A 25,145-nucleotide genomic window follows, 5' to 3' on the forward strand; every position below is an offset into this window, starting at 1 on the left:
GGATGATAAAAATGATGCGTGGAATGGGCAATATGCAGAATATGATGAAGCAAATGCAAAAAATGCAAAAGAAGATGCAGCAAGCACAAGAAGAACTCGGTGAAAAAAGAGTAGAAGGTACGGCAGGCGGCGGCATGGTAAAAGTGGTTGTTTCTGGCCATAAAGAAGTGCTGGACGTAATCATAAAAGAAGAAGTAGTGGATCCGGAAGATGTTGAAATGCTGCAAGATTTAGTGCTTGCTGCTACAAATGACGCACTCAAGAAAGTAGATGAATTGACGAATGAAACAATGGGGCAATTTACAAAAGGGTTAAACATCCCAGGGTTGTTCTAGGAGGAAATTATGCATTATCCAGAACCGATTACAAAACTCATCGATAGTTTTATGAAACTGCCAGGAATCGGGCCGAAAACTGCCGCCCGACTGGCATTTTTTGTTCTCGACATGAAGGAAAATGAAGTATTGGATTTTGCCAAAGCGCTTGTCGACGCTAAACGAAATCTTGGATATTGTTCCATCTGTGGGCACATCACGGATCAGGATCCGTGTTATATTTGTCAGGATGAAAGAAGAGACCGAAGTGTAATCAGCGTTGTCCAAGATCCAAAAGACGTGATTGCCATGGAGAAAATGAAAGAATATAACGGATTGTATCATGTACTTCACGGGGCTATTTCTCCTATGGATGGCATCGGACCGGAAGATATCAATATTCCTAGTTTGCTAAAAAGGCTGCAAGATGAAACGGTTCAAGAAGTGATTCTTGCCACCAACCCCAATATCGAAGGAGAAGCAACGGCAATGTATATTTCTCGTCTTCTAAAACCGACCGGTATCAAAGTAACGAGAATTGCTCACGGACTTCCGGTTGGAGGAGACTTGGAGTATGCGGATGAAGTAACGTTGTCGAAAGCACTGGAAGGAAGAAGAGAGATATAGGCGGTGAAGGTAAGTGCTGATTCGGAAGAAACATAAATTAAAAGCGGAATTTGACAACAAACTTATTGAACAGATGGAAGCGGCGCGGCAAGAATGGCTGCAGCAAAGCAATTTTTTAAAACTAAGCATGGAGCAAAGCCTCGATTTGATCACGCGAAAGAAAATCGCTGAAGCCAAATATTTTTTTCTCTATCGAGAAGCTAAAAAAAGAAAAATTATCATAAAAAGATAGCCTGGTTCATAAGATCTCCTAAGTGGACAAACTTATGAGATTGGAGGGGCTTTTTTGGAATTTGCTTATTCATTGGGGATATTGGCGATCTTGCTTTTGTTGTGGATTGCTTTTAAAGCAAATGTCAAACCGTTAAAATTTTTAGGCAACATTGTTATAAAGGGGGCCATCGGTGCTCTATTCTTATTTCTTCTGAATTTGTTCGGCAACCAGTATAGTTTGCATGTCCCTATTAACCTAGCAACTTCTTTTATAGCCGGTCTTTTGGGAATTCCTGGAGTTTGCGCCCTTGCCGCCATTCAGTTATGGATTCTTTCGTAATGTTTGTACGATGATTGAATCGATACCTGCTTTTCAGCTGAGCTGTTTGCAGGGCGGGTATGTTGGAATTTGAGATATTTTCTTTTCGTAATGGAAATCATCATTTATTTGGAATTTCTTTAAATGTTTTTGAAAGGTATGTTGAACCAGACAGAGACGTCCAACAAGGGCGACTCTGTTTTGTTATGACTTTAGTAAGTTGAGCTCGCGATAGCGTGCGAAACAATAAACCACCTGCTATGCGGGTGGCGCTGATTTGCTTTTTCATTTTGCTTATCCCAATTGTTTTTTACGATTATCTTTTTGTTACACGGCTTCTTGTTCAAAGTGAAGGCATGCTTTTGAAAAATCTTTTGGATATGATCGAATGGACTTGTGAAACTAGATTTCATTCTCTTTGTTTTCGTTATTAAGAGCTGTAACTTAAGTAAGATGATGATATTACCATATTGGACCGAATAATTTTCTTTACACTTTAAAAAAATGTAGTATTAGTATTGACAGCTATATTTAATGGTGATAATATATATCTCGTCGCTGTTAGTTCTTGAAAAAAAGAAAAAACAGTAGACATAAATTTAGATTTGTGATATTCTTTAAAAGTTGACAGGAAATTGATCTTTGAAAACTGAACAAAACGAAGCGTAAACCAATGTTTCAATAGAAACAAGCCAAGTCAAATTTCTTTTTGGAGAGTTTGATCCTGGCTCAGGACGAACGCTGGCGGCGTGCCTAATACATGCAAGTCGAGCGGACTTTCAAGAAGCTTGCTTTTTGAAAGTTAGCGGCGGACGGGTGAGTAACACGTGGGCAACCTGCCTGCAAGACGGGGATAACTCCGGGAAACCGGGGCTAATACCGGATAATATCTTCCTTCGCATGAAGGAAGGTTGAAAGGCGGCGCAAGCTGCCGCTTGCAGATGGGCCCGCGGCGCATTAGCTAGTTGGTGAGGTAACGGCTCACCAAGGCGACGATGCGTAGCCGACCTGAGAGGGTGATCGGCCACACTGGGACTGAGACACGGCCCAGACTCCTACGGGAGGCAGCAGTAGGGAATCTTCCGCAATGGACGAAAGTCTGACGGAGCAACGCCGCGTGAGCGAAGAAGGTCTTCGGATCGTAAAGCTCTGTTGTCAGGGAAGAACAAGTACCGTTCGAACAGGGCGGTACCTTGACGGTACCTGACCAGAAAGCCACGGCTAACTACGTGCCAGCAGCCGCGGTAATACGTAGGTGGCAAGCGTTGTCCGGAATTATTGGGCGTAAAGCGCGCGCAGGCGGTCTCTTAAGTCTGATGTGAAAGCCCACGGCTCAACCGTGGAGGGTCATTGGAAACTGGGAGACTTGAGTGCAGAAGAGGAGAGCGGAATTCCACGTGTAGCGGTGAAATGCGTAGAGATGTGGAGGAACACCAGTGGCGAAGGCGGCTCTCTGGTCTGTAACTGACGCTGAGGCGCGAAAGCGTGGGGAGCGAACAGGATTAGATACCCTGGTAGTCCACGCCGTAAACGATGAGTGCTAAGTGTTAGAGGGCTTCCACCCTTTAGTGCTGCAGCTAACGCATTAAGCACTCCGCCTGGGGAGTACGGCCGCAAGGCTGAAACTCAAAGGAATTGACGGGGGCCCGCACAAGCGGTGGAGCATGTGGTTTAATTCGAAGCAACGCGAAGAACCTTACCAGGTCTTGACATCCTTCGCTACCTCTAGAGATAGAGGGTTCCCCTTCGGGGGACGGAGTGACAGGTGGTGCATGGTTGTCGTCAGCTCGTGTCGTGAGATGTTGGGTTAAGTCCCGCAACGAGCGCAACCCTTGACCTTAGTTGCCAGCATTCAGTTGGGCACTCTAAGGTGACTGCCGGTGACAAACCGGAGGAAGGTGGGGATGACGTCAAATCATCATGCCCCTTATGACCTGGGCTACACACGTGCTACAATGGATGGTACAAAGGGTCGCGAAACCGCGAGGTGGAGCTAATCCCAAAAAACCATTCTCAGTTCGGATTGCAGGCTGCAACTCGCCTGCATGAAGCCGGAATCGCTAGTAATCGCGGATCAGCATGCCGCGGTGAATACGTTCCCGGGCCTTGTACACACCGCCCGTCACACCACGAGAGTTTGCAACACCCGAAGTCGGTGAGGTAACCCTTACGGGAGCCAGCCGCCGAAGGTGGGGCAGATGATTGGGGTGAAGTCGTAACAAGGTAGCCGTATCGGAAGGTGCGGCTGGATCACCTCCTTTCTAAGGAAGAAGAAAAGCAGAGGCGACTGTTCAGGTGCGACAAGCACAAGACAGCTTGCGAGGAGGTAGTATTTCAACCACCGCAGCAAGATGGATTGTGACCTCGAGCACCTAGGAGCCGGAGCTGGACAGATATCAATTGTACGCTTTCGTTTTGTTCAGTTTTGAAGGATCAATCCTTCCTGGTGGGGGCCTGTAGCTCAGCTGGTTAGAGCGCACGCCTGATAAGCGTGAGGTCGATGGTTCAAGTCCATTCAGGCCCACCATGTGAAAACCCAATAGAAATGAAGGGGCCTTAGCTCAGCTGGGAGAGCGCCTGCTTTGCACGCAGGAGGTCAGCGGTTCGATCCCGCTAGGCTCCACCAAATCTGATTGTTCCTTGAAAACTAGATAGAAGAAAGAAGCAGCATAAACCGAGTATCGCCATCTAGGATAGAACCAACATGGTTAAGTTAGAAAGGGCGCACGGTGGATGCCTTGGCACTAGGAGCCGATGAAGGACGGGACTAACTCCGAAAAGCTCCGGGGAGCTGTACGTAAGCGTTGATCCGGAGATTTCCGAATGGGGAAACCCGCTGCCCGTAATGGGGCAGCATCCTTGCCTGAATCCATAGGGTAAGGAAGGCAACCCGGGGAACTGAAACATCTAAGTACCCGGAGGAAGAGAAAGCAACAGCGATTCCCTGAGTAGCGGCGAGCGAAACGGGAACAGCCCAAACCAGAAGGCTTGCCTTCTGGGGTTGTAGGACACCAATCGTGGAGTTACAAAGGAACGAGGTAGACGAAGAGGTCTGGAAAGGCCCGTCAGAGAAGGTAACAACCCTGTAGTCGAAACTTCGTTCCCTCCCTGGTGGATCCTGAGTACGGCGGGACACGAGGAATCCCGTCGGAAGCTGGGAGGACCATCTCCCAAGGCTAAATACTCCCTAGTGACCGATAGTGAACCAGTACCGTGAGGGAAAGGTGAAAAGCACCCCGGGAGGGGAGTGAAAGAGAACCTGAAACCGTGTGCCTACAAGTAGTCAGAGCCCGTTTACGGGTGATGGCGTGCCTTTTGTAGAATGAACCGGCGAGTTGCGATCTCATGCGAGGTTAAGTCGGAAAGACGGAGCCGTAGCGAAAGCGAGTCTGAACAGGGCGCATGAGTATGGGGTCGCAGACCCGAAACCAGGTGATCTACCCATGTCCAGGGTGAAGGTGAGGTAACACTTACTGGAGGCCCGAACCCACGCACGTTGAAAAGTGCGGGGATGAGGTGTGGGTAGGGGTGAAATTCCAATCGAACTTGGAGATAGCTGGTTCTCTCCGAAATAGCTTTAGGGCTAGCCTCAAGGGAAGAGTCTTGGAGGTAGAGCACTGTTTGGACTAGGGGCCCTCATCGGGTTACCGAATTCAGACAAACTCCGAATGCCAGTGACTTATCCTTGGGAGTCAGACTGCGAGTGATAAGATCCGTGGTCAAAAGGGAAACAGCCCAGACCGCCAGCTAAGGTCCCAAAGTATACGTTAAGTGGAAAAGGATGTGGAATTGCTTAGACAACCAGGATGTTGGCTTAGAAGCAGCCACCATTTAAAGAGTGCGTAATAGCTCACTGGTCGAGTGATTCTGCGCCGAAAATGTACCGGGGCTAAACGTATCACCGAAGCTGCGGGTGGACACCTTCGGGTGTCCGCGGTAGGAGAGCGTTCTAAGGGCAGAGAAGCCAGACCGGAAGGACTGGTGGAGCGCTTAGAAGTGAGAATGCCGGTATGAGTAGCGAAAGAAGGGTGAGAATCCCTTCCACCGAATGCCTAAGGTTTCCTGAGGAAGGCTCGTCCTCTCAGGGTTAGTCGGGACCTAAGCCGAGGCCGACAGGCGTAGGCGATGGACAACAGGTTGATATTCCTGTACCACCTCTTTTCCGTTTGAGCGATGGGGGGACGCAGGAGGATAGGGTAAGCGCACTGTTGGATGTGCGTCCAAGCAGTGAGAGGGGCAGCGAGGCAAATCCCGTTGCCACTAACCTCAAGCTGTGACGGCGAGGGAAATATAGTACCGAAGTTCCTGATTCCACACTGCCAAGAAAAGCCTCTAGCGAGGAAAAAGGTGCCCGTACCGCAAACCGACACAGGTAGGCGAGGAGAGAATCCTAAGGTGTGCGAGAGAACTCTCGTTAAGGAACTCGGCAAAATGACCCCGTAACTTCGGGAGAAGGGGTGCTTTTTGGGGTGCATAGCCCCGAGAAGCCGCAGTGAATAGGCCCAGGCGACTGTTTAGCAAAAACACAGGTCTCTGCGAAGCCGTAAGGCGAAGTATAGGGGCTGACGCCTGCCCGGTGCTGGAAGGTTAAGGGGAGCGCTTAAAGCTTTGCTTGAAGGTGCGAACCGAAGCCCCAGTAAACGGCGGCCGTAACTATAACGGTCCTAAGGTAGCGAAATTCCTTGTCAGGTAAGTTCTGACCCGCACGAAAGGCGTAACGATCTGGGCACTGTCTCAACGAGAGACTCGGTGAAATTATAGTACCTGTGAAGATGCAGGTTACCCGCGACAGGACGGAAAGACCCCGTGGAGCTTTACTGCAGCCTGATATTGAATTTTGGTACAGCTTGTACAGGATAGGTAGGAGCCTTGGAAACCGGAGCGCCAGCTTCGGTGGAGGCGCCGGTGGGATACTACCCTGGCTGTACTGAAATTCTAACCCGCACCCCTGATCGGGGTGGGAGACAGTGTCAGGTGGGCAGTTTGACTGGGGCGGTCGCCTCCTAAAAGGTAACGGAGGCGCCCAAAGGTTCCCTCAGAATGGTTGGAAATCATTCGCAGAGTGCAAAGGCAGAAGGGAGCTTGACTGCGAGACCTACAAGTCGAGCAGGGACGAAAGTCGGGCTTAGTGATCCGGTGGTTCCGTATGGAAGGGCCATCGCTCAACGGATAAAAGCTACCCCGGGGATAACAGGCTTATCTCCCCCAAGAGTCCACATCGACGGGGAGGTTTGGCACCTCGATGTCGGCTCATCGCATCCTGGGGCTGTAGTCGGTCCCAAGGGTTGGGCTGTTCGCCCATTAAAGCGGTACGCGAGCTGGGTTCAGAACGTCGTGAGACAGTTCGGTCCCTATCCGTCGCGGGCGCAGGAAATTTGAGAGGAGCTGTCCTTAGTACGAGAGGACCGGGATGGACGCACCGCTGGTGTACCAGTTGTCTCGCCAGAGGCATCGCTGGGTAGCTATGTGCGGAAGGGATAAGTGCTGAAAGCATCTAAGCATGAAGCCCCCCTCAAGATGAGATTTCCCATTTCTTCGGAAAGTAAGATCCCTGAAAGATGATCAGGTAGATAGGTCCGAGGTGGAAGCGTGGTGACACGTGGAGCTGACGGATACTAATCGATCGAGGACTTAACCAAAAGAAAGCGCGAAATCGGTGAAACTGCTTCTTCTATCTAGTTTTGAAGGAACAATCGTTCCGACAACTTCATACCGTCTGGTGGCGATGGCGAAGAGGTCACACCCGTTCCCATCCCGAACACGGAAGTTAAGCTCTTCAGCGCCGATGGTAGTGAGGGGATTCCCCTTGCGAGAGTAGGACGCTGCCAGGCAATAGAGAAGGACTTGTTGAACAGATCCCTGTTGAACAAGTCCTTTTCTGTGTGCGCCCGGCATGGGTGTAATCTATAGGGTGAAAGTCCCGAGCTGCGAAGGCAGAAGTAGCAGTTAGCTTAACGCAAGGGTGTCCGTGGTGACGCGGAATCTGAAGGAAGCGGGCGGCAAACTTCCGATCTGAGGAACACGAACTTCATAGGAGGCTAGGTATCACTGGGTGAGTTTGCACAACAAAACAAAGCCCTTTCTGCCGAAGGTGATACAGAGTAAATGAAGCAGATGGATGGAAGGAAAGATTACACTCTTACCCGGGGAGGTCTGATGGATACGTGAAGTAGCCTTCATAACCTACTTAGTGATAAGTAGCTGAGCCATCAGAAGTCAGCAGAGGTCATAGTACGAATTGGTCTAGAACAATTCGGAAGGACTGAACAATTAAGAGAGAATAGCCCTTTGCATTCAGTGTGTCATGTTGAACACAGAAAACGTAGTACCTCACTTGAGGAAGGAAACGGTGAATCCCGTGGGGGACCTCTTGGAGGGTGGAGTGACCACTGGCATAAGAAGATAAGCTATTCACGGAAGGAAGAATAACAATGCTTTTGAATCAAATCCTGTCACGGGAGAATATGCTTTTAGCTTTACAAAGAGTAGAAAAGAACAAAGGTAGCCATGGAGTAGATATGATGCCCGTACAAAACCTACGTCAGCACATAGTCGAAAACTGGATATCCATTAAAGAAGCTATTCTCAAGGGTACCTATGAACCAATGCCTGTTCGAAGAGTCGAAATCCCGAAACCTGATGGCGGTGTTCGGTTACTAGGTATTCCAACCGTAACAGACCGTTTGATTCAACAAGCAATTGCCCAAGTATTATCGAGGATATATGACCCTATGTTCTCCGAACATAGTTATGGGTTTCGTTCAAATCGAAGTGCTCATGACGCAGTTAGGAAAGCAAAAGGCTATATCAGAGATGGTTATAGATGGGTAGTAGACATGGATTTAGAAAAGTTCTTCGATCGAGTGAATCATGACAGGCTGATGAGTACATTAGCCAAGACTATTAAAGAAAAGCCACTATTGAAGCTAATCCGCAAATATCTACAAGCTGGTGTCATGATTAATGGTGTGATATCTAGGACAGAAGAAGGGACGCCGCAAGGTGGCCCCCTAAGCCCTTTACTTTCGAATATTGTACTAGATGAACTAGACAAAGAATTAGAGAAAAGAGGGCATAAATTTGTTCGTTATGCCGATGACTGTAATATTTACGTGAAGTCAAAACGGGCTGGTGAAAGAACCATGGCTAGTGTCAAACGATTTATTGAGGGAAAACTTCGTCTAAAAGTCAACGAGAAGAAATCTGCGGTTGACCGACCATGGAAACGAAAGTTTCTAGGATTTAGTTTTACACCTTCAAAAGAGCCAAAAGTTCGGATTGCCAAGCAAAGTCTAAAACGAATGAAGAAAAAGGTGCGAGAAATCACGTCAAGAAAAATACCATACCCAATGGAATATCGGATTAAGAAACTTAACCAATATCTACTTGGATGGTGTGGATATTTTGCATTAGCAGACACAAAGAGTATCTTTGAAGATTTGGATGGCTGGATTCGACGAAGACTCCGGATGTGTTTATGGAAAAACTGGAAGACCTCAAAGACCAGGATACGCAACCTCATAAAACTAGGAGTTCCTGAATGGAAAGCTTATGAATGGGGGAACAGTCGCAAAGGTTATTGGCGAATCTCAAAAAGTCCCATATTACACAGAACCCTTGGAAACTCCTATTGGAGTAACCAAGGGCTTAAAAGTCTACAGAAACGTTATGAATTCTTGCGTCATTTATCTTGATTGAACCGCCGTATACGGAACCGTACGTACGGTGGTGTGAGAGGACGGGGGTTAATCACCCCCTCCTACTCGATTTGAAAGAAGCGATATACAGTTTTGGCTTGTTATGGTGTGCTTTAACGGATGGCTGTTAAGATTCTTTTCTTATTTTAATGAATGAAAGGGACATCATTTCTGAAAAAATCTACTTCGTCTAATTAGTGATCTTTCGTCAAAACAATCTTTCTTAGAAGATCAAAGTCTCTTTTTTCTTGAACGCTTTTCTATAAAGGTGTTGTTAGAAATAAAAGCTGTTCTCTTAAAGTAGAGGCTTTAACCGTGTTTGAATCAACAATGACAGCAAATAGTCCTAGAAGGTTTAAATTCCGTCCCAAAAAAGCAAATGGAAGCGGCGCGATTCTTTGGATTAAAACGCTAAGGTTTGAAAAAATGATGACCCTTGGTCGCCCAGTTCCTTTCACTATAAAAAAGACCATCGCTAGATATGCTTTATCAGAACGATTGCATAATGCGAAAGTGATCCACAACGGAAGTATATTCTATTTTCGTATAAAAAGGGAGAAAAAGGGCAGAATGATAGAGAAGGGGAGGTGGATGAAATGAAGAATCAGAGAGACAGCGGGGAGATTTGTATCATTTGCGAAAATCAAAAAACGGAAGGCATTCATATATTGGAGTCTTTTATTTGTACGGATTGCGAAAAAAAGATGACTTCTATTGAAACGACACATTCGGATTACTCCTACTATGTACAAAAATTAAAAAAAATAAAATCATCCAATGTCTATTCATAAGTACCGTTATGTTGCTATTTTCATTGAAAATAACATTCTGTTTATAGTATGAGGATTGGAATCAATTTTTCAGCAGCAAGTGTTCTTTCTATCGCCGGCTAGTCCAATAGAGTGGAACGGTCGATATACCAATTTGCTATTTTAAGATGGATTATTTCAAATATTTCGGAGTCCCGTGGTTGATTTTTTGCACGGGGTCTTTTTGTATAATGGTGAGTAGAAAACAAGAAAGGACAAAAAGACAAGATGGAACAAGAAAAAATGCCTATTATGGATGCGTTAATCAAACATCAACAAAAACGGCCTGTTTCTTTTCATGTACCCGGTCATAAATTTGGAACAGTAATAGGAGAGATTCCAGACGATTTTCGGACGATTTTATCTTATGATGCTACCGAAATTACCGGCCTTGACGATTTTCATTCTCCCGAAGGAGCGATCCTGGAGGCTCAGACTCTTTTAACCAAACTATACGGTTCTAAGAAAAGCTATTTTTTAGTAAACGGAAGCACCGCCGGCAACCTTGCCATGATTGCCAGTTCTTTTCAGAAAGAGGATATTGTATTGGTGCAAAGAAACTGCCATAAATCCATCATCCACGGATTGATGCTGGCCAACATTCGCCCTGTTTTCCTGGAGCCGGAATATGATGAAAAAACAAAAAGCCCTGCAGGTGTTTCTTTGGATACATTGAAGCTTGCATTGGAGCGGTTTCCAAATGCCAAAGGACTGATTCTAATCTATCCCAGCTATTACGGCGTATCTTACCCGATCAAGGAACTGATCGATTATGCCCATCAAAAGGATTGTATCGTATTGGTCGATGAAGCTCACGGGCCTCATCTCGTTCTCGGGGATCCATTTCCTCCATCGGCTTTGAGCATGGGAGCAGATATGGTCGTTCAATCGGCGCATAAAATGCTTCCGGCGATGACAATGGGTTCTTTTTTTCATGTCGGCACGGAGAGACCTTCGTTAGAAAAAGTGGAATTCTACTTATCGCTTTTTCAATCGAGCAGTCCCTCTTATCCGATTATGGCTTCCTTAGATGCTGCCAGACAGTATTTAGCATTGATAAAGGAAGAAGATGTGGCTTTTACGTTGGAGGAAAGAGAGCGTTTTGTGGAATGGCTTCAAAAAGAAAAGGACTTGCAAGTAGCGGTGTCTGAGTTCCCGTATGATCCATTGAAGCTAATAGTGCGGAGTCCAAACAGCGATGGTTTTCAGCTGAAAAAGGATATTGAAACGGCAGGAGTTTTTCCTGAACTGGCCGATCCTTATCAAATTCTTTTTACGCTGCCATTACTAAAGGAAGGAAATCGTATTTTTTATCAGCAAGCAAAAGAAGCAATCGCCAGAGTGACAATAACAGAACGAAATGTACGACCTGTGGAGTTGCCGGCACTTTCCCATTCTAAAGTATCATCTGTTCCCGTTTCTTTCGAAAATTGGAAGGAAAATGATAAGAGGTGGGTAAAGCTTTCCGAAGCGGAAGGAAGCATATCCGCCGCCATGATCATTCCTTATCCACCGGGGATACCGCTCTTAATGATGGGAGAAAGAGTGACGAAGGAAAAAATCGATTTTATTGAAGAATTAGTAGCAAGAGGTGCTCATATACAAGGAGATCATCAGCTGAATGAGGGATTCATCGCTGTATATTAGTGAGAAAACATGGCGGCAAATCCTTTTCTTAGTGAAAGCTAAATTTCTTTTCGGTTTTCCTTATCTTTTGCTATTTTCCTAACATATGAAAACCAGTAGAATAGAAAGGACGATATTTATGTTGAAAAAGCTTCGTCTACAAATTAGAGTTCCTGTAGAGAAGCTTTTGTTTTTTATAAATTAACATCATGAAGCCCTTTGAAAAGCGTGATTCATCTCACTATTGAGATCGTTTTGGTTGGATCAACTGGAAAAATAAACGCGGTACGATACCTTCCTGTTTTCCGGTTCGATCAGGTATACTTAAGTACGTGTTTGGAGGTATAAGAATCCGGAGGTTCGAAAGATGATAAATAATGGTATTTTTATTACGGTAGAAGGTCCTGAAGGCGCCGGAAAAACGACGATCGCCCAAAGGATCGTAGAAAATTTAAAACGAGAAGGCTACCAGGCTATGTACACAAGAGAGCCAGGAGGCATTTCCATTTCTGAACAAATTCGACAAATTCTTTTAAATAGCCAAAATACTGCAATGGATGGCCGTACAGAAGCGCTTCTTTATGCAGCGGCCAGACGTCAGCACTTGGTAGAGAAGGTGATTCCAGCGCTGGAAGCAGGAACCATTGTAGTATGCGATCGATTTATTGACAGTTCTCTTGCCTATCAAGGGTATGCCAGAGGGCTTGGCGTAGAGGAAGTATATAAAATCAATGAATTTGCCGTAGATGATGCCATGCCCCATTTAACGCTATACTTCGACATTTCTCCTGAAATTGGTTTGCGTCGAATTCAACAGAACAAAGGGAGAGAAGTGAATCGGCTTGATCTTGAAACGCTCGATTTCCATCAGAGAGTGAGAAAAGGATATTGGCAGTTGCTTGATCAGTTTCCGGAAAGAATGGTCAAAATTAATGCTGAACAGCCAATTGAATCAGTGTTTCAAGACAGCTGGAAAACGGTTCTGAAGTTTCTCCTCAATCGTTGAGAATCTCCTCCCCACATTTCTCAAAATTACCAGCGTTTCTTGCTGATTCTTTATACTCAAAAGTTCAATGGAACGGAAAGGCGGCCTAACACCGTATGTTGGTCCCTTTCAGTCGTTCCAATACGGTTTGGTTTTCAAAGATTTTCTGCTTTTTCCAGCAAGCGCACCCCCATTCTCCGCGTTTGTATCTTTTCTCTCTGTTCGTTTATTCTACAAGCATGATCAATCTTGGTATAATAAAAGAAAATGCTTTTTAAAGAGGCCTCTTGATGAAACTTGCTTTAGCTGATGAAAATCGGAAAAGCCATTCATGAATGACGCTTTCTTGTTATATCCTTTTCGGCAGATGAGTTTCATCAATTTGAACGGAGGTTGTACAGGATGAAAATAAATCAAGATCTTCGGATCGGAGCGGAAAATTTTCGAGGAGACATAAAGAGAACACCAGCTGTTCATGGCCAGTTTTTAAATCTGGTACAACAATATGATCAAAAATTAAAAGATGAGCAGCTCAAACAGCTAATGGCCAATATTGATGAAGCTGGAGAACGGTTGGCTAAATCCAGAAATCTTCAAGATTTAGTAAAATATAAAACGTTAATTAAAAAATTTATAAAGGAAACAGTCGATTATGGAATGGAGTTGAGCAGTTCCCATTCCTGGAACTTATACGGCGAAGGCAGGCAGCTGAAAGTAGTCAAGACGATAGATGAAAAATTAGTGGAATTGGCCGAGGATCTAGTGAATAAAGAAAAGTTGACGATTGATATTTTGGGCAAAATAGGGGAAATTAAAGGCTTGCTTATCAATTTATATGCGTAGGAAGGGATTAGTGTTGTTGAAAAATTGGGATGAGTGGAAAAACATACAGCCACAGGCAGCCAATATGCTGCACAATAGTTTGAAAAAAGAACGCATAGCCCACGCTTACCTTTTTGAAGGAGAAAAAGGGACCGGCAAAAAACAAGCTGCCCTATTTTTGGCCAAAAGCCTATTATGTGAACAGCCTCTTCCTGATTATACGCCTTGCGGACAATGCAGCAATTGCCGCAGAATTGAAAATGGCAACCATCCTGATCTTCATTTGATTGAAACAGAAACGGACAGTTTATCGATTAAGAAACAACAAATTGAAGCACTGCAAAGGGAATTTGCCAAAACGGCGGTAGAATCAAAACGCAAGATTTATATAATCGAACATGCAGATCGAATGACGACAAGTGCCGCGAACAGTTTATTGAAATTTTTGGAAGAACCTCATCCAGGAACAACTGCCATTTTGTTGACTGAACAGTATCATCGAGTACTTCCAACCATTATATCCCGCTGTCAAACGATTACGTTTAAACCATTGCCGATTGATTATCTTGAAACTCGTCTGAGGGAAGAGCAGGTAGGTGCCAATATGGCTGCTTTAGCCGCTCGTCTTACGAATAACCTTCAAGATGCGCTGGAGTTGAGCGCAGATGAGTGGTTTGCGCAAGCGCGTAAAATAGTGTTAAAATTATATGAAGCGCTTAATAAACAACCTCTAGAAGCCATGATCAAACTTCAAGAAGAGTTTCATCAACATTTTAAAGATAAGCAGCAGATAGAAAGAGCCTTGGATTTATTGCTCCTTATATATAGAGATTTATTATCCATCCAAATAGGCAAAAGTGACCATTTAGCCTATCCTGATCAACGTGCACATTTTGAAAGCAGGTCCCTTCAACTATCGATCAAGCGTCTTACGGAATGTATGGAAGCCATTTTTGAGGCGAAGCGCAAGCTGCAAGCCAATATGAATTCTCAGCTGTTAATGGAACAGCTTGTGCTAAAATTACAGGGAGGGTTCACCTTTGTATGATGTAGTAGGTGTCCGATTTAAAAAAGCGGGCAAAATATATTATTTTGATCCGGGCGATTTTTCGATTGAAAAAGGAGACCCGGTTATTGTAGAGACGGTTAGAGGGATCGAATATGGCCATGTGGTAGTAGGCCGCAAAACGGTGGATGAAAATGACGTTGTTCTGCCGTTGAAAAAAGTCATTCGGCCGGCGGATGAAAAAGATCATCATATTGTGGAAGAAAATAAAAAAGCTGCCCAGGAAGCGTACCATATTTGTAATGAAAAAATTATGGATCATCAGCTGGAAATGAAGCTGGTCGATGTAGAATATACGTTTGACCGCAATAAAGTGATTTTTTATTTTACGGCTGACGGCAGAGTGGACTTTCGTGAACTTGTAAAAGATTTAGCGGCAGTGTTCCGGACGAGAATCGAGCTTCGGCAAATTGGAGTTCGGGACGAGGCCAAGATGTTGGGCGGGATCGGGCCGTGTGGAAGAATGCTTTGCTGTTCCACATTTTTAGGAGATTTTGAACCGGTGTCCATTAAAATGGCAAAAGATCAAAATCTTTCTTTAAATCCAACAAAAATTTCCGGTTTGTGCGGACGGTTGATGTGCTGCCTAAAATATGAAAATGATGAGTACGAAACGGCGAAAGAAGAACTCCCTGACTTGGGGGAAGTCATTAAGACGCCACGTGGAGTCGGCAAAGTAGTGGGACTAAACATTTTGGAACGGGTGCTTCAAGTAGAGCTGGCTGAACACGATCGGGTGTTGGAGTTTACTTTGGAAGAAATTTTTAATGAAGGTGCCTTTTCATCGCAAGCCACAGAGTAATTGAGGTGGAACCAGTGGATAAAAAAGAGTTCTTTGATTCAGTCAGCCATATGGAAATTCAAATCGGAAATTTGTATCAACAACTGGGGGAATTGAAACAAAAACTGGCAGAGTTATTGGAGGAAAACAATTCCCTTAAACTGGAAAATGAACATTTGCGCCGGAGACTGGAGCAAATGGAGAACTCTGGTGAACAAACCGCATCGTCTGAAAAAAACAGCCGTTTTTCTCCCAAAACAATGGATATCGGGGAAGGATACGATAACCTTGCCCGACTTTATCACGAAGGTTTTCATATTTGCAACGTCCACTTTGGAAGCCCTCGTCAAAATGAAGATTGTTTATTTTGTTTATCCTTTTTGAATAAAAAATAAATCAAAGCTTTCGTTGTACGTTGTCTTTTATAACCAGTATAATGGGGACAGACTGCCAATATATAAAGAAGCGAATTTCCTCTGAGGAATTTTTCCAAAGATGAATGTCGATTTAAGCTTTGCATGGCAGCATTGATTTAATAAGTTTTAACAATTGAAATAAGCGATGCTCTCAAAAATTTAACGGTCAGTGATCTTTCCATTTGGATTTCATCCCCCGATAAAATAAGACATTAGAACGGCATTCGATTGGTGCTGTTTTCTTTTTTTGTGGAGATGATCGTGTGGCCTTCTGGTTTGGAATATGAGTTTATTTGAGATACTACTTGGAAGCGGAGGTTTTTCATTGATGTTAAAAGAGGACGAACGCTTGGACTTTTTGCTTGCTGAGGATATGCGGATCATCCAGAGTCCAAATGTGTTTGCCTTTTCCCTTGATGCTGTGTTGCTTGCCCGCTTCGTATACGTTCCCATTCAAAAAGGAAGTTTGGTTGATTTATGTTCGGGGAATGGAGTTGTTCCTCTGTTGTTAAGCAAGCGGACGAAAGGAACGATCGTTGGTGTCGAAATTCAAGAAAAGTTATACGACATGGCGGTGCGAAGCATTGAATACAACCACCTGGAACATCAAATTCAAATGGTGCACGGCGATTTAAAAGATGCTCCTCGAGTGCTTGGATATGAAAAACATGATGTTGTCACTTGCAATCCTCCTTATTTTTCAACTCCTCCTTCTGGGGAAACGAACCTCAATGAACATTTCGCCATTGCCCGCCATGAAATTATGTGCACGCTTGATGACTGTGTGAAGGCGAGCAGCGAGCTTTTGAAACAAGGCGGAAAAGCAGCTTTTGTCCATCGGCCTGAAAGGCTGCTCGATTTGGTGACAGCTATGCGCAAGTATCGATTGGAGCCGAAACGATTGCAATTTGTCTATCCTAAACCGGGAAAAGATGCGAATACCATTTTGCTTGAGGCGATTAAGGACGGAAAACCGGGAATGAAAATTTTGCCGCCTTTGACGGTTTATCACGAAAATAATGAATATACGGAAGAAGTTAGGAAGATTTTATATGGAGAAAGCAAATGAACATTATTTTTACGTTTTAAAATGCGGCGATGGTTCGTTTTACGGCGGGTATACGACGGACGTTCAAAGAAGAGTTCGCCAGCACAACGACGGAAAAGGGGCAAAATATACGAGAAGCAAAGGTCTGGTTAAGCTTATTTATACGGAAGCTTTTGAGACAAAAGGAGAAGCGTTGAGGGCGGAATATCGTTTTAAGAAGTTGACGAGAAAACAAAAGGAAAAGTTTTTGGGGCTGGCAGGTGATCGAGATGATCAGTAAACAACGCAGTTATGTCGAACAAGAGAATCGGGGAATTCTTTATTTAGTGCCGACGCCAATCGGCAATTTGGAAGACATTACGTTTCGGGCGCTTCGCATTTTAAAAGAAAGCAGCGTCATTGCTGCCGAAGATACAAGGAATACAAGAAAACTTTGTCATTATTATGACATCCACACTCCTCTCATGAGCTACCACGAACATAATAAAGAAGCGAGCGGACGCCAAATCATAGAACGGTTAAAACAAGGAGAGCAAGTTGCATTAGTGAGCGATGCCGGTATGCCAACGATATCCGATCCGGGGTATGAACTGGTAAGAGCAGCCGTTGCTGAAAAGATTCCTGTTGTGCCGCTGCCCGGCGCCAATGCTGCTCTTACTGCATTAATTGCTTCAGGGCTTCCAACACAGCCGTTTTATTTTTTTGGGTTTCTGAGCCGGCAAAAAAAAGAAAAAAAAGAAGAGCTGAACAGGTTAAAAAATATCACGGATACGATTATTTTGTATGAATCTCCACATCGTCTTAAAGAAACGTTGGAATACATGCTTGATATTCTTGGCAACCGTCCCATTACATTATGCAGAGAGTTGACCAAAAAATTTGAAGAATTTTTGCGCGGAGACATAAAAGCAGCGTTGAATTGGGTAGAAAACGAAAAAGTCATGGGAGAATTTTGTCTAATTTTAGAAGGGGCAAAAGAACAAGAGGCTGAAACAGGGGAAAAATGGTGGGAGTCGCTGTCGATTGTGGATCATGTCAATTTTTACATTGACGCAAAGAAAATGGATGCAAAAGAAGCGGTGAAACAAACGGCAAAAGACAGAAATATGCCAAAGCGGGAAGTATACCAAATGTATCATAATACATAAAAATAGGAAGCGAATCAGGCAAAATAAAAGAGGCTGTATCGGCATAATCCAGTGTCGATACGGCCTCTTTGCATTTTCTAATAAAAATTATTTATTCGCTGCGGACAGGTGAAAAGCTTCTTCGATTTCTTTTAACAACAATTCGGCGCCTTCACGGCTTAAAATTAATTTTCCGCCTGCCAATTTTACGTTGTCATCAGAAACTTCTCCAGTGATTTGGCAGGTCATGCTCGGTTTATATTTTTTTAGAATAATCTTATCATCATCTACATAAATTTCCAAAGCGTCTTTTTCAGCAATGCCTAATGTACGACGAAGCTCTATAGGAATAACCACGCGGCCTAGTTCATCAACTTTACGAACAATGCCAGTTGATTTCATTTGTCAATTCTCCTCTCATTTCATTTTTTGTTCTCTATATTTCTCTCTGATTCGTCAAATTTCGACAAATTTTGTTTATGTTTTAATAATACCAATGCTGCCAAAAGTAGTCAACAAGAAAAATGAAATTTTTCTAATAAATGTCAGACTTCTAGTAACTACTATCATTTGTAAATAAAGGGGATTTGATAAATGCTGTTTTTAAGTAAGAATTTTTAAAATCTCGGGACGAAATCATGGAAAACTTTTGTCCCTTTGTATTTACATTAAGGAAAGAATGCGAGAAAATAAAAAGAGGATTCGATTATTTGCAGAAGCTTATCAGATTATGTATATTTTGATGTTATAAGAGGAAATGATGTAGCATAAATGGTCTTTTCATGCAAATGGAATGGACTGATCGGATGCTATTACCGTGTTAGGAATTTCCGCTTCGGTTTTTTTCAGCTTCTGTGAGATCAGCGTACGGCAAGCAAAAATCGTGACGATTGATTATGAAGCATTTTGATGGGAGAGATGGACGACCCCGCTTTTTATGCAGGATGCCCTATCGATCTCGAATGCAATCGGTAGGAGGCAACCTCTTCTCTCATGGCAAGGTGCACATTTTATGTTGTTAAAGGGGGTTATATGAATGAAAAAAACTTTTTATTTGACAACGCCAATTTATTACCCAAGCGGAAATTTACATATTGGGCATGCTTATACAACGGTAGCCGGTGATGCGATGGCACGTTACAAAAGGATGCGCGGCTATGACGTGATGTTTTTAACGGGGACGGATGAACACGGGCAAAAAATTCAAAGAAAAGCGGAAGAAAAAGGGGTTACCCCTCAACAATATGTCGATGAAATCGTTGCCGGCATCCAAGAATTATGGAGAAAACTCGACATTTCATATGATGACTTTATTCGCACGACACAAGACCGCCATAAAAAAGTGGTTGAAAAGATATTTAAAAAATTATTAGATCAAGGCGATATTTATCTTGATCAATATGAAGGCTGGTATTGTACACCGTGTGAATCTTTCTTTACTGAAAGACAGCTTGTAGACGGTAAATGCCCTGATTGCGGCCGGCCGGTTGAAAAAGTGAAAGAAGAATCCTATTTCTTCAAAATGAGCAAATATGTCGACCGTTTGTTGCAGTTTTATGAAGAAAATCCTGATTTTATCCAGCCTGAATCCCGAAAAAATGAAATGATTAATAACTTTATTAAGCCGGGATTGGAAGATCTAGCAGTTTCCCGCACTACCTTTGATTGGGGGATTAAAGTGCCGGGAGATCCAAAGCATGTCATTTATGTTTGGATTGATGCTTTGACCAATTATATTACCGCCATTGGATACGGAAGCGAAAATGAATCAAAATTCAAAAAATATTGGCCTGCTGATGTCCATCTAGTCGGAAAAGAAATTGTCCGCTTCCATACTATTTACTGGCCGATCATACTAATGGCGCTGGATTTGCCGCTGCCGAAGAAAGTATTTGCCCATGGCTGGCTGCTGATGAAAGATGGAAAAATGTCTAAATCAAAAGGGAATGTTGTCGATCCGGTAACATTGATCGACCGTTACGGACTTGATGCGCTGCGCTACTATTTGCTGCGCGAAGTTCCTTTTGGATCAGACGGCGTCTTTACACCAGAAGGGTTTATAGAACGGATCAACTATGATTTGGCAAATGACCTCGGAAACCTGCTCAATCGGACAGTTGCTATGATCAATAAATATTTTGATGGGCGGATTCCGGCTTATAAAGGATCCGAAAGCGAGTATGAACGTCAGTTGCTGGAAGCCAATAAGGAAACGGTAGAAAAATACGAAGAAGCGATGGAAAACATGGAATTTTCCGTTGCATTGACGGTCGTATGGCAGCTGATTAGTCGAACGAATAAGTTTATTGATGAAACTCAGCCTTGGATTTTGGCAAAAGAGGAAGATAAACGCGAAGAGCTGGCCAGTGTCATGGTTCACTTGGCAGAATCTTTACGTCGTGTAGCTGTTCTGCTTAAGCCATTTTTAACAACGGCTCCGAAAAAAATCTTTGAGCAGCTGAACCTTTCTACGGAACAGTTTACATCTTGGGAAAGCTTAGAAACATTCGGCGTCATTCCAGATGGCACAAAAGTAGTGGAAAAAGGAGAGCCGATTTTTCCGCGGCTGGATATTGACGAAGAAGTGAAATTTATTAAATCGAAAATGCAAGGCGGTTCGCAACCCGCTGAAGTGAAAAAAGAAAAAACAAATGACTCTTCTGCAGAAATTTCAATTGATGATTTTATGAAAATTGATTTAAGAGTCGCTCAAGTCATTGAGGCTGAACCGGTTAAAAAAGCGGATAAGCTGTTAAAACTGCGCCTTGATTTAGGAGACCATAAGCGCCAAGTGATCTCAGGAATCGCTCCATATTATAAGCCGGAAGAGTTGATCGGTAAAAAAGTGATTTGCGTAGTCAATTTAAAACCAGTTAAATTAAGAGGAGAATTATCAGAAGGAATGATTTTAGCCGGAGAAAAAGACGGCGTATTATCATTGGCGAGCGTCGATGAAAATCTTCCAAACGGTGCAAAGGTTAAATAATAAGACTAAGAAACATAGAATGTTTCACGTGAAACAAGATTCGACGGAAACTTCTATGTTTCTTTTTTCTTAGACGTTAAATCCATTCATTAGTAAAACTGTCCAGTATGTATAGTCTTCCGTTTTGGCTATTTTTCTTTTTCCGCTAAACCGCTGATCAAGGAATTTGATTGAAAGGTATATGCTTTAAAAAATAGGAATCGAAAAATATACATGATATTATGATGACAAATGAACCGCTATTGTCATCATTTTGTCATATGGATGGAAGAAAAGGAAAGGATGGACAAAGGACCAGAAGACACATCTTCCTCTGTATTTTGAGGAAAACTACCTATGATGATGGGCGTGTTCTGGATTTTTGGCGTAAAGGGAAAATTGTAATCTATTTGACATGTCTTTTTTGAAAGGAAACAACGTAGAGTAAAGGAGAGAGCAAAAGATGTTGTTTGATACTCATGTTCATTTGAACGATGAACAATTTTCCGATGATTTGGACGAGGTGATAGACAGAGCAAAAGAAGCCGGTGTCGAAAAGATGGTGGTGGTAGGTTTTGACCGGCCTACGATTGAAAAAGCGATGAAACTAGTAGATCAATACGATTTTCTATACGCCAGTATAGGGTGGCACCCGGTGGATGCTATCGATATGACAGAGGCTGATTTGGAGTGGATTGAAAAATTGACCTCTCATCCAAAAGTAGTAGCAATAGGAGAAATAGGGTTGGATTATCATTGGGATAAGTCCCCAAAAGAGGTTCAAAAAGAAGTGTTTCGCAAACAAATTCGACTAGCCAAAAAAGTAAAATTGCCGATTATTATCCATACTCGAGAAGCGACACAAGACACTATAGAAATTTTGAAAGAAGAAGGAGCGCATGAAGTAGGAGGAATTATGCACTGCTTCAGCGGCAGCGTTGAAACAGCACGAGAATGTATCAATATGAATTTTTATATTTCTTTGGGCGGTACGGTAACATTTAAAAATGCGAAAAAGCCAAAGGAAGTTGCTGCTGAAATTCCTTTAGAAAAACTATTAATCGAAACAGATTGTCCGTATTTAGCTCCGCATCCTTACCGCGGCAAACGAAATGAACCTGCACTCGTAAAACTCGTTGCCGAGCAAATTGCCGAATTAAAGGGCATTCCTTATGAAGAGGTAGCCCGGAAAACGACGGGAAATGCCCAAAAATTATTCGGCATTGTCTGACGGCAAATTTTGTCGCATTGCTTTACAATTTGTTGTCAACTTTCGATTTTCTTGAAAGTTCTACAAGCCTCCTTTCATTCATACACTAAGCCTGTCGATAAGTCTTTCTATCATTTTTTTATCCAGCTATGCATAATAGTTGGAAAAAGAGAGAGGACAGAGCGATAGATTCTCTGTTTGAGGAAAGGATGACAAAGGGGGCCTATTTTGAATGACAGTAAACGAATTTAAACAGGATCGTTCAAGGTTTAAGTCGAGAAAAAGTTTTTTATTGGCAGCTGGAGTTGTTCTTCTATCATCTACAAGTGCTTATTCTTATTATGAAAGCACAGAGAAAACGGTTGAGGTCAAAATCAACAACCGGGAGAAAACGATTGAAACAAGGGCCGACACCGTGGCAGAGGTGGTGAAAGAACTCAAGCTGCCTGTCAAACCAAAAGATTATTTAGTTCCTTCAAAACAGACCAAAATAAAAGACGGAATGAATATTGAATGGAAGCCATCCAAGCAGATCCATCTTACGATCGAAGGCAAGAAAAAGACGGTTTGGACAACTGCCGATACGGTGAAGGACTTTCTGAAGGAAGAACATTTGTCCATTTCTCAATTCGACAAAGTGGCTCCTTCGTTCAATCAAGCCCTTCAAAATCATATGAATGTCAAAATCAATAAGGCGTTTCCGGTGACGTTAGTGGACGGAAACAGGAAAAAAACAGTATGGACTGCTTCGACTACTGTCGGTGATTTTTTAAAACAACAGGGGATCACTTTTGGCAAATGGGACAAGGTAAAGCCTGGATTCGACGACTACTTGCATTCAAACAGCTCCGTGAAAATCGTTCGAGTTAAAAAAACCACCGATGTAGTGGAAAAGTCTAAAGCATTTGCTATCACCATCCAAAAAGACCCAAGTCTTATGGAAGGAGAGAGAAAGGTTCTTCAGGAAGGGCGAAACGGTACAGTGATAAACACATATGAGTCTGTCTATGAAAATGGTCGGCTCATCTCTAAAAAACTTTTAGAGCAAAGGACGATAGTGGAAGGTCGAAATAAAATTATTGCGGAAGGCACGAAAAAGAGAGATGGTCAATTTGCAGCTGAAACGGCGTCGGCTGCTGGCACTAGAGGAAGAGAGCTTTTGGTAACGGCCACTGCCTATACCTCCAATTGCAGCGGCTGTTCAGGAATTACAGCGACAGGCATAAATATACATTCCAGCCCTAATATGAGAATCATTGCTGTCGATCCGGGGCTTATTCCCCTTGGATCTAGGGTATATGTGGAAGGATACGGCTATGCCGTTGCGGCGGATACGGGTGGAGCCATCAAAGGCAACCGGATTGACATTCTTATGCCTTCCCAATCCGCAGCAGCACAATGGGGCCGGAAACAAGTCAAGATTCAGATTATCGATTGATTCTTGATGAAGCGAGGGGAACCTCGCTTTTTCTATTTATATAAAATATAATAGACAAGTATTCATCGGATGATAAAAATACTTAAGCGGCTGACGGAGATGATTTTTTAAGAATATTTTTCATTTCCGCAGCTTTGAAAAATTGGTTTGCCCGCCTCATTTGGATTGGGCGGATAAGAATCATTTTTATGGAGGAAATGCATGAAAATAAAAGAAGTGATCGTTGTAGAGGGGAAAGATGATACAACGGCGATCCGGCGTGCCGTTGACGCCGATACAATTGAGACAAACGGATCTGCTGTTTCGAAAGAGACGATCGAAAAGATTAAACTGGCACAAGAAAAAAGAGGAGTCATTGTTTTTACAGACCCGGATTATCCCGGCGAGCGGATCAGGCACATTATTTCTCAAGCGGTTCCCAATTGCAAGCATGCTTTTTTGCCAAAGGACGAAGCGAAGCCGAAGAATGGAAAAGGAATCGGAGTCGAACATGCCAGTCCTGAAAGTATCAGGGAAGCGCTAAAAGAAGCGCAATGGATGGAAAAAGAAGCAGAAGAGCAAATAAGGAAAGAAGATTTGATCACTGCCGGATTAATCGGTGGAGGAAATGCCAGAGAAAGAAGAGAAAAATTAGGGATTAAGTTAAAAATAGGCTACACAAACGGAAAACAGCTTTATAACAGGCTAAAGATGTTTCAAATTACAAGAGAACAGTTTTTGAAAGCCATGGAGGAAGTGCTGCAGGAGGAAAAACGATGAAAGATATTGCGACACCGTCCAGAACGAGAGAAATTTTAAAAAAATATGGCTTTGCGTTCAAAAAGAGTTTAGGGCAAAACTTTCTCGTCGATCCTAATGTGTTAAATCGGATCACTGAAGCCGCCGGTCTGACGAAGGAAACAGCTGCCATTGAAATCGGCCCGGGTATTGGCGCTTTAACCGAGCATTTGGCGCGAAAAGCGGGAAAAGTGGTGGCATTTGAAATTGACAAGCGGCTATTGCCTATTTTGAAGGACACGCTTTCCCCCTATAAGAACGTAGAAATTATTCACCAAGACGTTTTGAAAGCGAATGTAAAAGAGGTCATTAAAGAAGAGCTTTCCGGATATTCCGATATTATGGTGGTGGCTAACCTCCCTTATTATGTCACCACTCCAATTATTATGAAATTATTGGAAGAATGTTTGCCGATTAGAGGGCTGGTGGTTATGATGCAAAAGGAAGTCGCTGATCGGCTTTCGGCACAACCAGGTACGAAAGAGTACGGCTCTTTATCCATCGCCGTACAATATTATACGGAAGCAAAGACAGCGTTTGTCGTACCTAAAACCGTTTTTATCCCTCAGCCTAATGTCGACTCTGCTGTCATTCATTTAAAAAGACGAACAAAGCCCCTCGTGGAAGTGGATAATGAATCTTTCTTCTTTTCTCTCGTCAAAGCGGCTTTTGCGCAAAGAAGAAAAACGTTAATCAATAACTTAACTTCGCAAATGCCCAATGGCAAAGAAAAAAAAGAACAAATTCTCAACATTCTTGCTGAAGCGGAGATTGATCCTTCCCGCCGGGGTGAATCTTTATCCATACAAGAATTTGCTCGTTTAAGCAATTTGCTTTATCCGTTATTTTCTTAACAAGGAGAACTCATCATTTGGATTTCCAACTCTTGTAAAAGAGGCAAATTT

At 43.3% G+C, this 25,145-nt stretch carries 21 protein-coding genes, 2 tRNA genes and 3 rRNA genes; 25 read left to right on the forward strand and 1 reads right to left on the reverse strand.

What is annotated here, in order from left to right:
- The first annotated feature begins 11 nt into the window (after positions 1-11).
- The 20 genes from NST81_RS00130 to rsmI all read left to right on the forward strand — a co-directional run bounded on the left by NST81_RS00130 (position 12) and on the right by rsmI (position 17,871).
- The gene (locus NST81_RS00130) at positions 12-335 is read left to right on the forward strand and encodes a YbaB/EbfC family nucleoid-associated protein (RefSeq protein ID WP_003352260.1); all 324 of its coding nucleotides are present in this window, start codon (positions 12-14) and stop codon (positions 333-335) included.
- A 9-nt stretch (positions 336-344) separates the two neighbouring features.
- Positions 345-941, forward strand: a complete 597-nt coding sequence (gene recR / locus NST81_RS00135; protein ID WP_003352259.1) for a recombination mediator RecR — start codon at positions 345-347, stop codon at positions 939-941.
- Between the two features lie 13 nt (positions 942-954).
- Positions 955-1,173 carry a YaaL family protein gene (locus NST81_RS00140; RefSeq protein WP_003352258.1) on the forward strand — a complete coding sequence of 73 codons (219 nt, stop codon included), beginning with the start codon at positions 955-957 and terminating at the stop codon, positions 1,171-1,173.
- 54 nt (positions 1,174-1,227) lie between these two features.
- Positions 1,228-1,494, forward strand: a complete 267-nt coding sequence (locus NST81_RS00145) for a pro-sigmaK processing inhibitor BofA family protein (RefSeq protein ID WP_003352257.1) — start codon at positions 1,228-1,230, stop codon at positions 1,492-1,494.
- 685 nt (positions 1,495-2,179) lie between these two features.
- Positions 2,180-3,734, forward strand: a 16S ribosomal RNA gene (locus NST81_RS00150).
- Between the two features lie 189 nt (positions 3,735-3,923).
- A tRNA-Ile gene (locus NST81_RS00155) sits at positions 3,924-4,000 on the forward strand.
- A 23-nt stretch (positions 4,001-4,023) separates the two neighbouring features.
- Positions 4,024-4,099 (forward strand) — tRNA-Ala (locus tag NST81_RS00160).
- Between the two features lie 80 nt (positions 4,100-4,179).
- Positions 4,180-7,112, forward strand: a 23S ribosomal RNA gene (locus NST81_RS00165).
- A 76-nt stretch (positions 7,113-7,188) separates the two neighbouring features.
- A 5S ribosomal RNA gene (gene rrf, locus NST81_RS00170) occupies positions 7,189-7,304 on the forward strand.
- The 16S, 23S and 5S rRNA genes sit together here with 2 tRNA genes alongside, the layout of an rRNA operon.
- 600 nt (positions 7,305-7,904) lie before the next feature.
- The gene (ltrA, locus tag NST81_RS00175) at positions 7,905-9,167 is read left to right on the forward strand and encodes a group II intron reverse transcriptase/maturase (RefSeq protein ID WP_327805004.1); all 1,263 of its coding nucleotides are present in this window, start codon (positions 7,905-7,907) and stop codon (positions 9,165-9,167) included.
- Positions 9,168-9,766: 599 nt separating this feature from the next.
- Positions 9,767-9,961, forward strand: a complete 195-nt coding sequence (locus NST81_RS00180; RefSeq protein ID WP_048622321.1) for a sigma factor G inhibitor Gin — start codon at positions 9,767-9,769, stop codon at positions 9,959-9,961.
- A gap of 246 nt (positions 9,962-10,207) precedes the next feature.
- Positions 10,208-11,626, forward strand: a complete 1,419-nt coding sequence (locus NST81_RS00185; RefSeq protein WP_341027618.1) for an aminotransferase class I/II-fold pyridoxal phosphate-dependent enzyme — start codon at positions 10,208-10,210, stop codon at positions 11,624-11,626.
- Positions 11,627-11,972: 346 nt separating this feature from the next.
- The gene (gene tmk, locus NST81_RS00190) at positions 11,973-12,611 is read left to right on the forward strand and encodes a dTMP kinase (RefSeq protein ID WP_003352338.1); all 639 of its coding nucleotides are present in this window, start codon (positions 11,973-11,975) and stop codon (positions 12,609-12,611) included.
- 381 nt (positions 12,612-12,992) lie between these two features.
- The gene (locus NST81_RS00195; RefSeq protein ID WP_048622323.1) at positions 12,993-13,433 is read left to right on the forward strand and encodes a YaaR family protein; all 441 of its coding nucleotides are present in this window, start codon (positions 12,993-12,995) and stop codon (positions 13,431-13,433) included.
- A gap of 13 nt (positions 13,434-13,446) precedes the next feature.
- On the forward strand, positions 13,447-14,460 hold the full coding sequence (gene holB / locus NST81_RS00200) for a DNA polymerase III subunit delta' (RefSeq protein ID WP_445662315.1): 1,014 nt from the start codon (positions 13,447-13,449) through the stop codon (positions 14,458-14,460).
- A complete protein-coding gene (locus NST81_RS00205; RefSeq protein ID WP_003352335.1) occupies positions 14,453-15,280 on the forward strand; it encodes a PSP1 domain-containing protein in 828 nt (275 codons plus the stop codon). Before holB ends, NST81_RS00205 begins: the two co-directional genes overlap by 8 nt.
- A 14-nt stretch (positions 15,281-15,294) precedes the next feature.
- On the forward strand, positions 15,295-15,654 hold the full coding sequence (yabA, locus tag NST81_RS00210; protein WP_003352334.1) for a DNA replication initiation control protein YabA: 360 nt from the start codon (positions 15,295-15,297) through the stop codon (positions 15,652-15,654).
- Positions 15,655-16,003: 349 nt separating this feature from the next.
- Entirely contained in the window at positions 16,004-16,744 is a 741-nt protein-coding gene (locus NST81_RS00215) for a tRNA1(Val) (adenine(37)-N6)-methyltransferase (protein ID WP_327805823.1), read from the forward strand.
- Positions 16,728-17,003: a GIY-YIG nuclease family protein gene (locus NST81_RS00220; protein WP_341027625.1), complete on the forward strand. Its 276-nt coding sequence runs from the start codon at positions 16,728-16,730 to the stop codon at positions 17,001-17,003. The genes NST81_RS00215 and NST81_RS00220 overlap by 17 nt, the downstream gene beginning before the upstream one ends.
- Positions 16,993-17,871, forward strand: a complete 879-nt coding sequence (gene rsmI / locus NST81_RS00225) for a 16S rRNA (cytidine(1402)-2'-O)-methyltransferase (RefSeq protein WP_048622327.1) — start codon at positions 16,993-16,995, stop codon at positions 17,869-17,871. Before NST81_RS00220 ends, rsmI begins: the two co-directional genes overlap by 11 nt.
- Positions 17,872-17,958: 87 nt before the next feature.
- Here the strand turns inward: rsmI and NST81_RS00230 are convergent, their stop codons facing one another.
- Positions 17,959-18,252 carry an AbrB/MazE/SpoVT family DNA-binding domain-containing protein gene (locus tag NST81_RS00230; protein WP_003352328.1) on the reverse strand — a complete coding sequence of 98 codons (294 nt, stop codon included), beginning with the start codon at positions 18,250-18,252 and terminating at the stop codon, positions 17,959-17,961.
- Positions 18,253-18,886: 634 nt separating this feature from the next.
- Here NST81_RS00230 and metG point away from each other — a divergent pair.
- The 5 genes from metG (at position 18,887) to rsmA (ending at position 25,094) form a co-directional block, all read left to right on the forward strand.
- Positions 18,887-20,836, forward strand: a complete 1,950-nt coding sequence (gene metG, locus NST81_RS00235) for a methionine--tRNA ligase (RefSeq protein WP_270584467.1) — start codon at positions 18,887-18,889, stop codon at positions 20,834-20,836.
- A 442-nt stretch (positions 20,837-21,278) separates the two neighbouring features.
- Entirely contained in the window at positions 21,279-22,046 is a 768-nt protein-coding gene (locus tag NST81_RS00240; RefSeq protein ID WP_048622329.1) for a TatD family hydrolase, read from the forward strand.
- A gap of 211 nt (positions 22,047-22,257) precedes the next feature.
- Positions 22,258-23,463: a ubiquitin-like domain-containing protein gene (locus tag NST81_RS00245; protein WP_341027629.1), complete on the forward strand. Its 1,206-nt coding sequence runs from the start codon at positions 22,258-22,260 to the stop codon at positions 23,461-23,463.
- Positions 23,464-23,664: 201 nt separating this feature from the next.
- On the forward strand, positions 23,665-24,222 hold the full coding sequence (gene rnmV / locus NST81_RS00250) for a ribonuclease M5 (RefSeq protein WP_048622331.1): 558 nt from the start codon (positions 23,665-23,667) through the stop codon (positions 24,220-24,222).
- Positions 24,219-25,094, forward strand: coding sequence for a 16S rRNA (adenine(1518)-N(6)/adenine(1519)-N(6))-dimethyltransferase RsmA (gene rsmA, locus NST81_RS00255; RefSeq protein ID WP_003352322.1), 876 nt, complete (start codon positions 24,219-24,221; stop codon positions 25,092-25,094). Before rnmV ends, rsmA begins: the two co-directional genes overlap by 4 nt.
- Positions 25,095-25,145 lie beyond the last annotated feature (51 nt).

This window comes from Bacillus sp. FSL W8-0223 (assembly GCF_038006805.1).
Classification (GTDB): Bacteria; Bacillota; Bacilli; order Bacillales; family DSM-4216; genus Bacillus_O; species Bacillus_O smithii.